14 protein-coding genes and 1 tRNA gene are annotated in these 14,200 nt (G+C 69.3%); 8 read left to right on the top strand and 7 right to left on the bottom strand.

Going from position 1 to position 14,200, the window contains the following annotated elements; all coding sequences use genetic code 11:
* The first annotated feature begins 2 nt into the window (after positions 1-2).
* Genes ABMY26_RS25475 through ABMY26_RS25465 form a run of 3 tightly spaced genes read left to right on the top strand, consistent with a single transcriptional unit; the run spans position 3 to position 4,130 of the window.
* Complete coding sequence (locus ABMY26_RS25475) at positions 3-1,496, top strand: murein hydrolase activator EnvC (RefSeq protein ID WP_372397370.1); 1,494 nt, start codon at positions 3-5, stop codon at positions 1,494-1,496.
* Positions 1,497-2,948: a S41 family peptidase gene (locus tag ABMY26_RS25470; RefSeq protein ID WP_372397369.1), complete on the top strand. Its 1,452-nt coding sequence runs from the start codon at positions 1,497-1,499 to the stop codon at positions 2,946-2,948.
* Between the two features lie 15 nt (positions 2,949-2,963).
* Positions 2,964-4,130 carry a divergent polysaccharide deacetylase family protein gene (locus ABMY26_RS25465; protein ID WP_372397368.1) on the top strand — a complete coding sequence of 389 codons (1,167 nt, stop codon included), beginning with the start codon at positions 2,964-2,966 and terminating at the stop codon, positions 4,128-4,130.
* A 99-nt stretch (positions 4,131-4,229) separates the two neighbouring features.
* On the opposite strand, the gene ABMY26_RS25460 is transcribed toward ABMY26_RS25465, so the two are convergent.
* The 5 genes from ABMY26_RS25460 to rplU form a co-directional block, all read right to left on the bottom strand.
* Positions 4,230-4,895: an HAD family hydrolase gene (locus ABMY26_RS25460; protein ID WP_372397367.1), complete on the bottom strand. Its 666-nt coding sequence runs from the start codon at positions 4,893-4,895 to the stop codon at positions 4,230-4,232.
* Positions 4,892-6,031, bottom strand: a complete 1,140-nt coding sequence (gene proB, locus ABMY26_RS25455; RefSeq protein ID WP_372397366.1) for a glutamate 5-kinase — start codon at positions 6,029-6,031, stop codon at positions 4,892-4,894. The genes ABMY26_RS25460 and proB overlap by 4 nt, the downstream gene beginning before the upstream one ends.
* Complete coding sequence (gene obgE / locus ABMY26_RS25450; RefSeq protein ID WP_372397365.1) at positions 6,021-7,298, bottom strand: GTPase ObgE; 1,278 nt, start codon at positions 7,296-7,298, stop codon at positions 6,021-6,023. The genes proB and obgE overlap by 11 nt, the downstream gene beginning before the upstream one ends.
* Before the next feature lie 151 nt (positions 7,299-7,449).
* Positions 7,450-7,734, bottom strand: a complete 285-nt coding sequence (rpmA, locus tag ABMY26_RS25445; protein WP_200196089.1) for a 50S ribosomal protein L27 — start codon at positions 7,732-7,734, stop codon at positions 7,450-7,452.
* A gap of 54 nt (positions 7,735-7,788) precedes the next feature.
* Complete coding sequence (rplU, locus tag ABMY26_RS25440; RefSeq protein WP_045580887.1) at positions 7,789-8,106, bottom strand: 50S ribosomal protein L21; 318 nt, start codon at positions 8,104-8,106, stop codon at positions 7,789-7,791.
* A 208-nt stretch (positions 8,107-8,314) separates the two neighbouring features.
* Between rplU and ABMY26_RS25435 the strand changes: the two genes are divergently transcribed.
* Together ABMY26_RS25435 and ABMY26_RS25430 are read left to right on the top strand one after the other, a co-directional pair.
* A tRNA-Ser gene (locus tag ABMY26_RS25435) sits at positions 8,315-8,404 on the top strand.
* 239 nt (positions 8,405-8,643) lie between these two features.
* The gene (locus ABMY26_RS25430; RefSeq protein ID WP_372397364.1) at positions 8,644-9,309 is read left to right on the top strand and encodes a hypothetical protein; all 666 of its coding nucleotides are present in this window, start codon (positions 8,644-8,646) and stop codon (positions 9,307-9,309) included.
* Between the two features lie 132 nt (positions 9,310-9,441).
* Here the strand turns inward: ABMY26_RS25430 and ABMY26_RS25425 are convergent, their stop codons facing one another.
* Entirely contained in the window at positions 9,442-9,924 is a 483-nt protein-coding gene (locus ABMY26_RS25425; RefSeq protein ID WP_372397363.1) for an Hsp20 family protein, read from the bottom strand.
* Positions 9,925-10,186: 262 nt separating this feature from the next.
* Between ABMY26_RS25425 and ABMY26_RS25420 the strand changes: the two genes are divergently transcribed.
* Positions 10,187-10,606 (top strand): DUF1465 family protein, encoded by a 420-nt coding sequence (locus ABMY26_RS25420; RefSeq protein WP_045580884.1) that lies wholly within the window; start codon positions 10,187-10,189, stop codon positions 10,604-10,606.
* A gap of 108 nt (positions 10,607-10,714) precedes the next feature.
* Here the strand turns inward: ABMY26_RS25420 and rpmE are convergent, their stop codons facing one another.
* Positions 10,715-10,939 carry a 50S ribosomal protein L31 gene (rpmE, locus tag ABMY26_RS25415; protein WP_045580883.1) on the bottom strand — a complete coding sequence of 75 codons (225 nt, stop codon included), beginning with the start codon at positions 10,937-10,939 and terminating at the stop codon, positions 10,715-10,717.
* A 189-nt stretch (positions 10,940-11,128) separates the two neighbouring features.
* Between rpmE and ABMY26_RS25410 the strand changes: the two genes are divergently transcribed.
* Positions 11,129-12,946, top strand: coding sequence for an ABC transporter transmembrane domain-containing protein (locus ABMY26_RS25410; RefSeq protein WP_372397362.1), 1,818 nt, complete (start codon positions 11,129-11,131; stop codon positions 12,944-12,946).
* A 116-nt stretch (positions 12,947-13,062) separates the two neighbouring features.
* Positions 13,063-14,196 (top strand): ABC transporter permease, encoded by a 1,134-nt coding sequence (locus tag ABMY26_RS25405; protein ID WP_372397361.1) that lies wholly within the window; start codon positions 13,063-13,065, stop codon positions 14,194-14,196.
* Positions 14,197-14,200: the final 4 nt, after the last annotated feature.

The following is a 14,200-nucleotide window of genomic DNA, read 5'->3' as shown; positions in this document are numbered from 1 at the left end:
GGATGGCGCCGGGCGGTCCCTTCGCCTTTGATGCCCCCTCTCCTCCCCGCGTCAGCGGGGGGGAGAGGGTATCCGGGGCGGGAGAGGGGATCCTTGCCGGCTTCGTCGTCATCACCGGGCTGGTCCTCGTCCAGCCGGCGAATGCGCAGAGCGGCGCCCAACCCGACGGCCCCAAGGACACGCTGAAGCGGGTCGAGCAGCAGCTCCAGACCGGCAAGCAGCGCCAGCAGCAGCTGGAACGCCAGTCCCAGGCCCTTCAGACCGAACTGGAGGATCTGCGCGGCCGGCTGATCGCGCTGGCCGATCAGGCGCAGGGGCAGGAACAGGCGCTCGACCAGCTCGAAGACTCCCTGACCGCGCTGGAGGCGGAGGAGCGCGAGCGCTCCGCCAGCCTCGACGGCGAGCGCCAGCAGATCGCCACCCTGCTGGGGGCCCTGCAACGGCTGGCGCGCATCCCGCCGGAAGCGGCGCTGGCCCGGCCGGAAAGCCCGGTCGATACGCTGCGCTCCGCCCTGCTGCTGCGCGACGCGGTGCCGGCGTTGCGCGCGCGCGCCGACGCGCTGGCCCAGGCGCTCACCGCGCTGGCCGACACCCGCGGCAAGCTGGTCGACCGGCGCTCCAAGGCGTTGGCCGCTAGGGTGGCGCTGGCCGAGAAGCAGAGCGAAATGAACCGCCTGATCGCCCGGCGCGAGGAGCTGTCGCGTCAGACCGAGGAGGAACGCGTCCGGGTCGGCCAGCGCATGGCCGACCTGTCCGGGCAGGCCGTCGACCTGCGCCAGTTGATGGAACGGATCGAGGCGGAACGCCGCGCCGCCGCCGAAGCCGCCGCCCGCCGCGAAGCGGAGCGGATCGAGGCGGAGCGCAGGGAGGCGGCCAGGCGCGAGGCAGAAAAGCGCGAGGCCGAACGCCGCCTTGCCGCCCGGAAGGAGGCGGAACGCAAGGATGCCGAACGCAAGCTGGCCGACCTGCGCGCCGCCGAGCAGAAGCTGGCGGAACAGAAGGCCGCCGAGGAACAGCGCACCAAGGAGGAGACTGCCCGCGAGGCAGCGCGCGAGCGAGATCTCGCGGCGCGTGCTCCCAACCGCGCCGCCGATGGCCCGCCGGCGGCCGCCGGCATGGTGCTGCCCGCCGCCGGCAGGTTGACGACCCGCTTCGGCGAGGCCGACCGCTTCGGCGCCACCAGCCGCGGCGTCACCGTCCAGACCCGGGCCGCCGCCGCCGTGGTGGCGCCGCGCAGCGGCACGATCGTGTTCGCCGGGCCCTTCAAGGGCTATGGCCTAATCTTGATCGTGGAACACGGCAACGGATATCATAGTTTGATTGCGGGTTTGGGCCGGATCGACACGGCCGTCGGGCGTAAGGTGGCCAGCGGGGAACCGCTGGCGGTCATGCCGCCGGACGGCAATCCGGATCTCTATTTCGAGCTGCGACGAAACGGCCAGCCGATCAACCCGCAACGCGGGTTCGGCGCCCCGGAGGGGAAAGGACAAGGGTAGATGAGGATGATCAAGCGCGCCGCCGCAGCGGCTGCTCTGGTGTTTCTGGGAGCCGGCGTCGCCACCGTCACCGCACAGTCCAGCAACTCGTCGGACACCTACCGGCAGCTGAACCTGTTCGGCGACGTCTTCGAGCGTGTCCGCGCCGAATATGTCGAGCCGGTGACCGACGAGCAGCTGATCGAAGCGGCGATCAACGGGATGCTGACCTCGCTCGACCCGCATTCGAGCTATCTGAACAAGAAGAGCTTCCAGGACATGCAGGTCCAGACCCGCGGCGAGTTCGGCGGGCTGGGCATCGAGGTGACGATGGAGAACGGCCTGGTGAAGGTCGTATCGCCCATCGATGACACCCCGGCCTTCCGCGCCGGCCTGCAACCGGGCGACCTGATCGTCCAGCTGAACGGCGAGGCGGTGATGGGCCTCAGCCTGAACGAGGCGGTCGAGAAGATGCGCGGCCCCATCGGCAGCGAGTTGAAGGTCACCGTCCGCCGCGGCGAGGCGGGGGAACCCTTCACCGTGTCGCTGACCCGCGCCGTCATCAAGGTGCAGTCGGTCCGCTTCCGCACCGAGGGCGAGATCGGCTATGTCCGCGTCACCAGCTTCAACGAGCAGACCCAGAGCGGGCTGGAGAAGGCGATCGCCTCGATCCAGCAACAGCTGGGCGACAAGCTGAAGGGCTTCGTGCTGGACCTGCGCAACAACCCGGGCGGCCTGCTCGACCAGGCGGTGTCGGTGTCGGACACCTTCCTGGAGAAGGGCGAGATCGTGTCGACCCGCGGCCGTCGGGCGGAGGAGGGCACCCGCTTCAACGCCAAGCCGGGCGACCTGATCAAGGGGCTGCCGCTGGTGGTGCTGATCAACGGCGGCTCGGCCTCGGCGTCGGAAATCGTCGCCGGCGCCCTGCAGGACCACAAGCGCGCGATCGTCATGGGCACCCAGAGCTTCGGCAAGGGATCGGTCCAGACCATCATCCCGCTGCCCGGCCACGGCGCCATGCGTCTGACCACGGCGCGCTACTACACGCCGTCGGGCCGCTCGATCCAGCAGCTGGGCATCACCCCGGATATCGAGGTGCATGTTGCCAAGGTGGAGGATCTGGACAGGAACATCGTCCGCCGCCGCGAGGCCGACCTGAAGGGCGCGCTGGTCAACCCCGACGCCGCCAACCAGAACCGGGCACCCCGTCCGGCCACCACCAACCCGGCGGCTCCGGGCACTCCGGCGGCACCCAACCCGGCGGCGCCCGCCCCCGGTCCGGGTGCCGGCGCTGCTCCGGCGCCGGGTGCGGCACCGGCCGCGCCTGCTGCTCCCGGGGCAACTCCCGGGGCAACTCCGGCCGATGGTGCGGCGGCGGAGGGGGCCGAGCCGCCCTTCGACTTCCAGCTTGCCCGCGCGCTGGATCTGTTGCGGGGCGTCGCCCTGTTCCAGCAGCGCGCCGCGGCGCGCTGACCGGAGCGGCGGACAGTGAAGGCTCCAGCCCTGCTCGGTCGTCTGCGGTTCGATGTCCGGGGCCTGCGCCCCGGCCTCGGCTGGCTGCGTCGCCTGCGCCGCACCGGCGATGGGGCGGGCCGCGGGCCGCGCAAGCCGCTGTCGAAGGCCCTGCTGGGCGCCGCCGCCCTGACGGCGGTGGCCTATGCCGGGGTGGCCGGCTGGCTGGCGCTGAATGCCGATTCGACGAGGGAGGCATGGCAGGCGGAGATTCCGGCGGCGACGGTGGCGGTGGCCGCGTTGCCGCCGCCTCCCATGCCGAAGGCGGCGGCGCCCGCGACGGCGCCGCTCCCGACCGATGCGGCGCCCTTGCCCCTGCCGGGCGTGCCGGGAGCGGCGGTCACGCTGACCCCGGCTCCTGTGCCGGGGCTGGTGGAGGACAGCCGCAACGGGCCTTTGCCGCGCATCGCCCAGGACGGGCGCAAGCCCTGGCAGGTCTATGCCCGCCCGTTCCCGGCCACCGACAAGCGGCCTCGGGTCGCCATCGTCATGTCCGACCTCGGGCTCAGCGGGGTGACCACCGGCAACGCGCTGGCGAAGCTGCCGCCCGGCATCACGCTGGCCTTCCTGCCCTATGCCGAGCGGCTGGACGACTGGATCGAGCGTGCCCGCACCAAGGGGCACGAGGTGATGCTTTCGGTGCCGATGGAGCCGCAGAACTACCCGCGCGACGATCCCGGCCCCAACGCGCTGCTGACCATGCTCGGCCCCGACCGCAACATCGAGCGGCTGGAATGGTCGCTGGGCAAGGCGGTGGGCTATGTCGGCATCACCAGCACCACCGGCAGCAAATTCACCGCCAATCCGGCGGCGATGCAGCCGGTGATCGACGCGCTGAAGGCCCGCGGCCTGCTGTTCGTCGATGCCCGCCTCACCCCCAAGAGCGTGGCCGGACCGCTCGCCAATCTCGCCGGCGTGCCGCGGGCGCTGGGCGACCGGGTCATCGACCGCGACCTGTCGCGCGGCGCCATCGACGACCAGCTGCGCGAGTTGGAGGAGCTGGCCAAGACCAACGGCGCCGCCGTCGGCTTCGCCTCGCCCTATCCGACCACGATCGAACGGATCAATCTTTGGATGACCGCGCTGGCCGACCGCGGCATCGCCCTGGCTCCAGCGTCGGCGGTGGTCAACATCCAGAAGTGACCCACCGAGGGCCTGCGCGGGCGGCCCTGGGCATCCCGCCGGCCGCGCAGATGGCGGGCCGGACGCTGGACCGAGCGGATGGAGGGGCGGCGCCTGCCTTCAGCCGCAGAGGGTATCCCAATCGAGCGAGGCCGGATCCTCGACCAGATGGTCGACGGCGTCGAAGATCACGGCCGGGTGCTGCGGCCAGGCGATGGTCAGCATGCCGGCGGCCTTGGCGCTGCGGGCGCCGGTCGGGCTGTCCTCGATCACGGCGCAGGCTTCCGGGGGCAGGCCCAGCATCGTCGCCGCCAGCAGGTAGGGCTCCGGATGGGGCTTGCCGTTGGCGACGTCCTCGCGGGCGATGCTGAAGCGGAAATGCGGGATCGACATGGCGCGCATGTTGGCGTCGACGATCATGCGGCCGCCGTTCGACACGCAGGCCTGCGCCAGCCCACGGGCGGCGAACGCCTCCACCAGGGCGAAGGCGCCGTCGCGTGGCCGCACCCGGTCGACATTGGCGACATACTGCGCGTTGATCTCGTCGGCCCAGCGCTTCAGGTCGACGGGGAAGGGACGGCGGGCGTGCAGGGCGGCGTAGATTTCGCGGAAGGCGACGCCATGCATCGTCCGGCAATCCTCGTCGCTCAGCTCATGGCCGTAGCCGCGGCAGATCTCGACGGTGATGCGCTGGTGCCAGGGCTCGCTGTCCATCAGCGTGCCGTCGATGTCCCACAGGATCGCGCGGATCGGGGTGCGGGCAGAGGGGGGGATGTCTGCCGTCACCGCACCACCAGATCGTCGCGGTGGATCATCTCGTCGCGCCCGTGATAGCCCAGGATCTCCTCGATCTCGGTGCTCTTGTGGCGGAGGATCTTGCGGGCGTCGTCGGCGCTGTAGGCGACGAGGCCGCGCGCCAGTTCGCGCCCGTCCTGGCTGCGGACGATCACCACGTCGCCGCGGTCGAACTCGCCGTACACGGCGGCGACGCCGGCCGGCAGCAGGCTGGCGCCGTTGGCGAGTGCCCGCTGGGCGCCGCCATCGACCACCAGCACGCCCGATGCGTTGACATGGCCGGCGATCCAGGCCTTGCGCGCCTTGGTCGGCTCGGCCGAGGGCAGGAACCAGGTGCAGGGCGCGCCGCCATCCTCCGGCCGCGCTTCCAGCGCCGCCAGCGGGTTCATGCGCTTGCCCTTGGCGATGACCATCCGGCAGCCGGCCGACAGCGCGACGCGGGCGGCGGCGATCTTGGTCACCATGCCGCCGCTGCTGTAGCCGGGGGGCGGCTCGCCGGCCATGCCCTCGATCTCCGGCGTCAGTTCGCGCACGGTGGGGATGTGGCGGGCGTCCGGGTCCTTGCGCGGGTCGGCGGTGTAGAGGCCGTCGATGTCCGACAGCAGCACCAGCGTGTCGGCGCTGACCATCTGCGCAACGCGCGCCGCCAGCCGGTCGTTGTCGCCGAAGCGGATCTCGGCGGTGGCGACGGTGTCGTTCTCGTTGATGACCGGGACTGCGCCCAGCTTCAGCAGTGTGTCGATGGTGTTGCGGGCATTCAGGTGGCGCCGCCGTTCCTCGGTGTCCTCCAGCGTCACCAGCACCTGGGCGACGGTGACGTCGTGGCGGGCCAGCGTCTCCTGATAGGCGTGGGCGAGACGGATCTGGCCGGTGGCAGCCGCAGCCTGCTTCTCCTCCAGCTTCAGCGCCCGGCCGACGAGGCCGAGATGCTCGCGCCCGCAGGCGACGGCGCCGGAGGTGACGATCACCACCTCCTGCCCGCGCTTGCGGCAGGCGGCGACGTCGTCGGCCAGCGCGTCGAGCCAGGCCCGGCGGATTTGCCGGGTCTCGCCATCGACCAGAAGGGCCGAGCCGATCTTCACGACCAGCCGGCGGGACTCGAGAAGGGTAGGGGCGTCAAGCGCCATGGCGGGAGGTTCCGTCCGTATCGTCTTCCGAGCCGTCCTCTTCGCCCTCCGGCTCCTCCCCGTCAAGGGTCTCGTCCTCTGCGCCTTCCAGCTCGGCGCCCTCTTCGAGATCGGCCTCTTCGAGATCATCTTCCTCGAAGTCGGCCTCCTCGCCGCCGACCCATTCGCCGGCCTCGTCGTCCCATTGCATCTCGCCGTCGTCGGGCAGCTTCTGGCCGACCGGCGGGCGCGGGATGGAGCGGGTCGCGGGGGCGTGGATGACCTCGGGCTCTTCCGCCTTCGATTCCTTGATGACGGTCAGCAGCCGGAACAGCACCTGCTTCACGCCCTGGCCGGTGGCGCCGGACAGCACCATGACCTCGGCGCCCGATGCCTCTTCGAGTGCCGCCTTCTTCTCCTCGATCTCCTCGTCGAGCAGGGCGTCGGCCTTGTTCAGCCCGATCACCTCCAGCTTGTCGGCGAGGTTGCCGCCATAGGCCTCCAGCTCGTTGCGGATCGTCCGGTAGGACGCGACCACGTCGTCCGCGGTGCCGTCGATCAGGTGCAGCAGGATGCGCGACCGCTCGACATGGCCGAGGAAACGGTCGCCCAGCCCATGCCCCTCATGCGCACCCTCGATCAGGCCGGGGATGTCGGCGATGACGAACTCCTCGTCACCGGCACGGACGACGCCCAGGTTGGGGGCCAGCGTGGTGAAGGGGTAGTCGGCGATCTTCGGCTTGGCCGCGGTGGTCGCGGCCAGGAAGGTCGATTTGCCGGCGTTGGGCAATCCCAGCAGTCCGGCATCGGCGATCAGCTTCAGCCGCAGCCACACCCACTGCTCCTGCCCCGGCCAGCCGGGGTGGAACTTGCGCGGTGCGCGGTTGGTCGGCGTCTTGAAATGGGCATTGCCGTGCCCGCCGTCGCCGCCGCGCAGGAAGACCCGGCGCTGGCCGGCCTCGGTCAGGTCGCACAGCACGGTCTCCTGATCCTCGTCGAGGATCTGGGTTCCCACCGGCACGCGCAGGACGACGTCCTCGCCGCGCGCGCCGTTGCGGTTGCTGCCCATGCCGTGATGGCCGCGCTGCGCCTTGAAATGCTGCTTGTAGCGGTAGTCGATCAGCGTGTTCAGGCCGTCCGCCGCCTCGATCACCACGTCGCCGCCCCGGCCGCCGTCGCCGCCGTCTGGACCGCCGAACTCGATGTACTTCTCGCGCCGGAACGCCACGGCACCGGGGCCGCCGTCACCGCTCTTCAAGAACACCTTGGCCTGATCGAGAAACTTCATCGGGGGACCTTGCCCGTAAACGGAAGGAAAGCCGGCAGCGGGACAGTGCCGGACTCAAAAACGAAAATCGGGGAGCCGGTCGCCCGGTCCCCCGATTCTATCCCACAAGCGTGCAGGCCTGCGACACAGGCCGCGCAACGACCAGAAGAGGTTACTCGGCAGCGACGGCCGGAACCTGGTCGTTGGCCGGAACGACGTTCACGAAAGTGCGGCCGTTCGAGCTGTGCTTGAAGTAGACCTGACCGTCGGCCATCGCGAAGATGGTGTGGTCGCGGCCGAGGCCGACATTCTCGCCCGGGTGGAACTTCGTGCCACGCTGACGGACGATGATGTTGCCGGAGACGACGTTCTCGCCACCGAAACGCTTCACGCCGAGACGGCGGCCGGCGGAGTCACGGCCGTTGCGGGACGAGCCGCCTGCCTTTTTGTGTGCCATGGGGTGTTGCTCCTAAAACTGAAGGACGCCGAATGCCTTGACCGGAGAACCGGATCAGGCCGCGCCGTTGATGCCGGTGATGCGCAGGACGGTCAGGTCCTGGCGGTGGCCGTTCTTGCGGCGGTAGTTCTGGCGGCGCTTCTTCTTGAAGACGATGATCTTCGGGCCGCGATCCTGGGCGACGACCTCGGCGACGACCGAGGCGCCCGCCACGGTCGGGGTGCCGATGGTGGTGGTGCCGGCGTCGCCGACCATCAGCACGTCTTCGAGCGTGATGGAGGCGCCAGCATCGGCCTCGAGCTTCTCAACACGGATCACGTCGCCATTGGCGACCTTGTACTGCTTGCCGCCGGTGCGGATCACTGCAAACATTGTCGTCACTGCCTATGTCAAAACAAACGGCGGGCTTCTCGCCCACCGTTCGATGCGCAAGCCCGTTCATGGGAGCGACGATCTATACGCAGGAGGGCCCCGGAGTCAACAGGGATACGGGCCGAAAGGCGCGCATTTTTCTGCAAAAAAGGCTTGCACGGCCGAAAGCGTTTATATAGGTTCCGCGCACCCCGCCAAACGGGGCAGCGGATGGGTGGCAGAGCGGTTGAATGCACCGCACTCGAAATGCGGCATACCCTCACGGGTATCGGGAGTTCGAATCTCCCCCCATCCGCCATTCTCTCTCTTGAGAGGATAAGCTTCAAGCGCCAGCCACACGGCTCGGCGCTTTTTTCTTGTCCGGAGCGTGGCGCCACCGCGATCCGGCCGTCGCGATCCGGCTCGAACGAGCCTCCCCTTTTGCGCCGGGCGGCACCGGTGGCCGTTCCCCCTGCTGGTTTGTTGGTCATTCCATCACCAACGCCCAGATCCCTTCGGCGCGATCCGCCAGGGACACGACCGGAAGGGGCCGCCGCCATGAACACGCTCTGCCGCCACGATGGATGCCTGCGATTCTCCTATGTGGCCGAGGGCGGTTTGCGGGTCGAAGGCACGCATGACCCGGCCGAACAGGTGCTCATTCTGAAGGTGACCGCGCCACGGGGGCGGGTTCTGCATGTGGATGCGCTCCCCTGCGACGATCCGCGCGTCATCCTGGCCGCACTGCGTGAGTGGGGCGAGCCGCCCGCCGAGGTGCGCGACGCGCTGCCGGCGCTCGGCGGCAACGCGATCCTGCTGGAAACTCGGCTCGGCGACTCGGTGCGCGCATCGGTGCGGCGGCACGGCATGAGGGTGGAGGTGCTGTTCCTCGATGCCGACGGACGGCGGGTGGCGGAATTGCGCGCCGGCAGCCTCGATGCGCTCGACGCCAAGGCGGGGGCCTTGCTTCGCCTGTCGCAGCGGACCCGCGCGGTACTGAGCGCCTGGCTGTCGGCGGAACCGCTGTGGTTGGCGGCATTGCTGCTGGGCGGTCCGTTCCTGGGGGCTCTGCTGATGACAGGATTCGGGGCGCAGGTGCCGCCGGAGCGGGTGCTGCTCACCGCCTATGCCGGCGCCGCCGGGCTGGTCGCCGCCTATGAGTTGCTGCGCGCCGGCTATGCAGAGTGGGTCGTCGCCCCACCGGAGAATTTCCCGCCAGGCTGATCCGCAGCCGCAGGCCGCCACGGAAGAGGCAATGGAAAACGGCGCCCCGGAAGCTTCGGGGCGCCGTTCCCATGTCTGTTCCCCTGTCCGCCGGCTGTGCGCCCGCTCATCGCAGACGGGCCGGTCGGGCCGTCAAGCCGCCCGCTGGGTCAGGGCCGGGGATTGGGCACCCACCTCCACCGTGCCGCTGCCGGCGGTGCCGGCGATCGGAATGCTCCGCGGCTTCATCGCTTCGGGTACCTCGCGCGCCAACTCGATGTGCAGAAGGCCATTCTGAAGAGATGCGCCATTGACCTTGATGAAATCCGCAAGCTGAAAGCGGCGCTCGAATGCGCGGCCGGCGATACCCCGGTAGAGGAATTGGCCGCCGGGCTCGTCCTTCTTAGCTTTACCCGTGACGGTCAACGAATTCTGATGGGCGGTGATGGTGAGGTCATCGATACCGAAACCGGCGACGGCCATGGTGATCCGGTACGAGTCCTCGTTCATCTTCTCGATGTTGTAGGGCGGGTACGACGCCGCCTCGTCACCGGTGGTCGCGGTCTCCAGCAGGCGCGACAGGCGGTCGAAACCGACGGTGGAGCGGAACAGGGGCGAAAGGTCGTAGCTGCGCATGACATATCCTCCGAAAGAGCGATACGGCCGCCGAAGACCACGGAATCCGTCGGTCTTCTGGGGCGGTGGTGGCGGACCCCGTATGGGCATCCGCCGGACGAGCGAGAGATAATCGACGCTTTTTCCTGTTCAAGAGGGTGCCCGCACGCATGCCCGGCCGAACCCGCTTGGGGTTGTCGGACAATGCCCGGTCACCAATTGTTAATCAGTTGCGGCAAGGCTCACGCTAGGGCCGAAAGTCCGCGGGAGGGGGCCGAAGACCATGACTTCGCACAGTTTCTTCTTCAACGGTCCCTATGACGAGACCATGGCCCTCTTGATCGAGGCGCGGAATTACATCGCCTATCATGATGCGGCCGAGCATCGGAAATTGCCACCGCAGGTTCGTCTGCAGATTTCCTACGAATCGATGCGGGTGACCAGTCGCCTGACCCAGGTGATGGCGTGGCTGCTGGCGCAGAAGGCCGTCCATGCGGGCGAAATGACGAAGGAACAGGCGGCGAGCGAGGATTTCGCGCTCTCCGGCGGCGAGATCTGTTCCGATCCCAGCGGTCCCGACAATGAGGAGTTGCCGGCCGGACTGCGCAGCCTGCTGGAGCGCAGCCATAGCCTCTACATGCGCGTCGACCGGCTGGACGCCATGGTCCGTGCCGATGTGGAGCGTGCCGCCGCCGTGGGGTGAGGGCGGTGGGCTGAGGCTTCGGTCTTCGGATGTGCGGACATGCGAAAAGGGCGCCCGACCGGATCGGGCGCCCTTTTCGTGTCGGCAGGATGGAAGCGCGAGAACCGCTTACTTCTTGAGGCCGAAAGACGCGAAGCGCTTGTTGAACTTGGCGATCTGCCCGCCGGTGTCCAGCAGCTTCTGCACGCCGGTCCAGGCCGGGTGCGACTTCGGGTCGATGTCGAGACGCAGCGTGTCGCCCGGCTTGCCCATGGTGGAGCGGGTCGTGAACGAGCTGCCGTCGGTCATGACCACGGTGATCTCGTGATAATCGGGATGGATGTCAGTCTTCATGGCCGGGAGTTCCTGCAAAGCGAGCGGCGTCTATACCAAAACACGTCCCCCCGCGCAACCCCGGAAACGAGTGCGCCTGCAATGGGAGCCCAGGCCTCGATGGGCGGCGGCTCGCCTTGTTGGCGTCGCCGCCCCGCGCTATATGGCAGCGGTCCGCAGCAATGACCCCAACCAACCAGCGGGAACAGCGTGGCTCGCCAATCCTCCCCCGACCTCATCGCCGCCTCATCCCGTGGCGAGGCCGATGTCCGCCGCCGCGACCTCGGTCCGCTGCGCCGGCTGATCCCGTTCTTGCTGCCCTACCGGTGGCACATCCTGGGCGCGATGCTGGCGCTGACCGTGGCGGCCGGCACCGTGCTGGGGCTGGGGCAGGGGATGCGGGTGCTGATCGACCAGGGCTTCGCCGGTGGCGACACCTCGCTGCTCGACCGGGCGCTGCTGGTGCTGCTGGGGGTGATCGCTCTGATGGCGGCCTCCACCTACGGCCGCTTCTTCCTGGTCAGCTGGATCGGCGAGCGGGTGGTCGCCGACATCCGCCGCGCCGTCTACGACCATGTGCTGACCCTGTCGCCGGGCTTCTTCGAGACGACCAAGACCGGCGAGATCCTGTCGCGCCTGACCACCGACACCACGCTGCTGCAGGTGGTGGTGGGGTCGTCGGCCTCCATTGCGCTGCGCAACGCGCTGCTGTTCCTCGGCGGCACCGGCATGCTGCTGGTCACCTCGCCCAAGATGACCGGGCTGGTGGCGCTGGTGGTGCCGCTGGTGGTCGCCCCCATCGTCTTCTTCGGCCGGCGGGTGCGCAAGCTGTCGCGCGACAGCCAGGACCGCATCGCCGACGTCGGCTCCTTCGTCGAGGAGACGCTTGCCGCCATCCGTACCGTCCAGGCCTACACCCACGAGGCCATCGACCGCGCCCTGTTCGGCCGCCGGGTGGAGGAGGCGTTCGACGTCGCCATCCGCCGCGTGCGGGTGCGGGCGCTGATGACGGTGATCGTCATCGTCCTGGTGTTCGGCGCGGTCGGCATCATCCTGTGGATCGGTGGGCATGACGTGGTGGCCGGACGGCTGACGCCGGGCGAGCTGTCGGCCTTCGTCATCTATTCCGTCGTCGTCGCCGGATCGGTCGGTGCCATCAGCGAGGTGATCGGCGACCTGCAGCGCGCCGCCGGCGCGACCGAGCGCCTGTTCGGCCTGCTGTCGATCGAGTCGGAAATCCGTGCGCCGGCGCTGCCGAAGCCGTTGCCCAGTCTTGCGGCCGGCGCGCTCGCCTTCGACGCCGTGCGCTTCCACTATCCCTCGCGCCCCGACTGGGCGGCGCTGGAGGGCTTCTCGCTGGATGTGAAGCCGGGCGAGCGGGTGGCGCTGGTCGGTCCATCGGGGGCGGGCAAGTCGACGGTGTTCCAACTGCTGCTGCGCTATTACGACCCGCAGGCCGGTTCGATCCGGCTCGACGGCGTCGAACTGCGCGAGGCCGATCCGATGGACGTCCGCCGCCGTTTGGGCCTGGTCGCGCAGGACCCGGTCGTCTTTTCCGCCAATGCCTGGGAGAATATCCGCTACGGCCGCCCCGACGCGACCGACGCCGAGGTGCGCGCAGCGGCCGAGGCCGCCCACGCCCTCGACTTCCTCGATGCGCTGCCGGAGGGGTTCGGCACCTTCCTGGGCGAGAAGGGCGTGCGGCTGTCCGGCGGCCAGCGCCAGCGCCTTGCCATCGCCCGGGCCATCCTGCGCGACCCGCCGGTGCTGCTGCTCGACGAGGCGACCAGCGCGCTCGACGCCGAGAGCGAGCGCATGGTGCAGGACGCGCTCGACCGGCTGATGCATGGCCGCACCACGCTGATCGTCGCCCACCGGCTGGCGACGGTGCTGAACGCCGACCGCATCGTCGTGATGGACAAGGGCCGGGTGGTGGAGACCGGCACCCATGCCGAACTGGTGGCACAGGGCGGGCTGTATGCCCGGCTTGCCGCATTGCAGTTCGACCGGGCGGATGCGGCGGTGTAGGGAGGGAAGTCCCCGCCGCCGTCCCGCGCCCGAACGTCCCATCGCCGGCAAGGCCCGGCCGCGCTACCCTTGCGTCCATGCGTCCCGGTTCGGGATGATCGGCGCGGAGCGGTGCGATGGCGCGGATATCGGCGGGCCGCCTGATGGCGGTCATGGTCAAGGAATTCATCCAGATGCGGCGCGACCGGCTGACCTTCGCCATGATGGTGGGGGTGCCGATCCTGCAGCTGATCCTGTTCGGCTTCGCCATCAACTCCGACCCCAAGGGGCTGCCGACGGCGGTGCTGGTCGCCGATTCGAGTCCCTTTGCCCGGACCCTGGTGGCGGCGATGGAGAATTCCGGTTATTTCGTCATCACCCGCGCTGCCGGGTCGGAGGCCGACATCGACCGGCTGCTGGCGGAAGGGAAGGTCCAGTTCGCGGTGACGGTTCCCGCCGGCTTCGCCCGCGACCTGCAGCGCGGCACCCGCCCGGTGCTGCTGGTGGAGGCCGATGCGACCGATCCGGCGGCGACCGGCAATGCGCTGGCGGCGCTGACCGCCATTGCCCGGCAGGCGCTGGCCCCCGACCTGACCGGGCCGCTGGCGTCCCTGCGCGCCGGGCCGGATCCCATCGACCTGCGGGTCCACCGCCGCTACAACCCCGAGGGCATAACCCAATATAACGTCGTGCCCGGCCTGATGGGGGTGGTGCTGACCATGACCATGGTGATGATGACCGCGTTGGCCGTCACCCGCGAGCGCGAGCGCGGGACCATGGAGAACCTGCTGGCCATGCCGGCCCGCCCGTTCGAGGTGATGCTGGGCAAGATCGTGCCCTTCGTCGTCGTCGGCTATGTCCAGGTCGTGCTGATCGTGGTGGCGGCGCGGCTGCTGTTCGACGTGCCCATCGTCGGCAGCCTGGGGCTGCTGTCGGCGGTGCTGATCCTGTTCATCGCCGCCAACCTCGCCGTCGGCTTCACCTTTTCCACCCTGGCGGCCAACCAGCTCCAGGCGATGCAGATGTCCTTCTTCTTCTTCCTGCCGTCGATGCTGCTGTCGGGCTTCATGTTTCCCTTCCGCGGCATGCCCGGCTGGGCGCAGGCGGTGGGCGAATTGCTGCCGCTGACCCATTTCCTGCGCATCGTCCGTGGCATCCTGCTGAAGGGAAACGGCCTGGGCGAGATCCTGGCGGAGGTGCTTGCGCTCACCCTGTTCCTGGCGGTGGTGACCGTGGTGGCGCTGAAGCGCTATCGCCAGACCCTGGACTGAGCCG

Origin of the sequence: Azospirillum sp. HJ39 (assembly GCF_041507355.1) — a bacterium.
Lineage (GTDB): Bacteria > Pseudomonadota > Alphaproteobacteria > Azospirillales > Azospirillaceae > Azospirillum > Azospirillum thiophilum.
This window is presented reverse-complemented; position numbering and strand designations above follow the sequence as displayed.

Bases quoted from the DNA above. Each gene is read 5' to 3' on its own strand.
- ABMY26_RS25475 (WP_372397370.1), top strand. From the start codon at position 3: ATGGCGCCGGGCGGTCCCTTCGCCTTTGATGCCCCCTCTCCTCCCCGC.
- rpmA (WP_200196089.1), bottom strand. From the start codon at position 7,734: ATGGCACACAAAAAGGCAGGCGGCTCGTCCCGCAACGGCCGTGACTCC.
- ABMY26_RS25425 (WP_372397363.1), bottom strand. From the start codon at position 9,924: ATGCGCAGCTACGACCTTTCGCCCCTGTTCCGCTCCACCGTCGGTTTC.
- ABMY26_RS25420 (WP_045580884.1), top strand. From the start codon at position 10,187: ATGACTTCGCACAGTTTCTTCTTCAACGGTCCCTATGACGAGACCATG.
- proB (WP_372397366.1), bottom strand. From the start codon at position 6,031: ATGGCGCTTGACGCCCCTACCCTTCTCGAGTCCCGCCGGCTGGTCGTG.
- rplU (WP_045580887.1), bottom strand. From the start codon at position 8,106: ATGTTTGCAGTGATCCGCACCGGCGGCAAGCAGTACAAGGTCGCCAAT.
- ABMY26_RS25470 (WP_372397369.1), top strand. From the start codon at position 1,497: ATGAGGATGATCAAGCGCGCCGCCGCAGCGGCTGCTCTGGTGTTTCTG.
- obgE (WP_372397365.1), bottom strand. From the start codon at position 7,298: ATGAAGTTTCTCGATCAGGCCAAGGTGTTCTTGAAGAGCGGTGACGGC.
- ABMY26_RS25405 (WP_372397361.1), top strand. From the start codon at position 13,063: ATGGCGCGGATATCGGCGGGCCGCCTGATGGCGGTCATGGTCAAGGAA.
- rpmE (WP_045580883.1), bottom strand. From the start codon at position 10,939: ATGAAGACTGACATCCATCCCGATTATCACGAGATCACCGTGGTCATG.
- ABMY26_RS25430 (WP_372397364.1), top strand. From the start codon at position 8,644: ATGAACACGCTCTGCCGCCACGATGGATGCCTGCGATTCTCCTATGTG.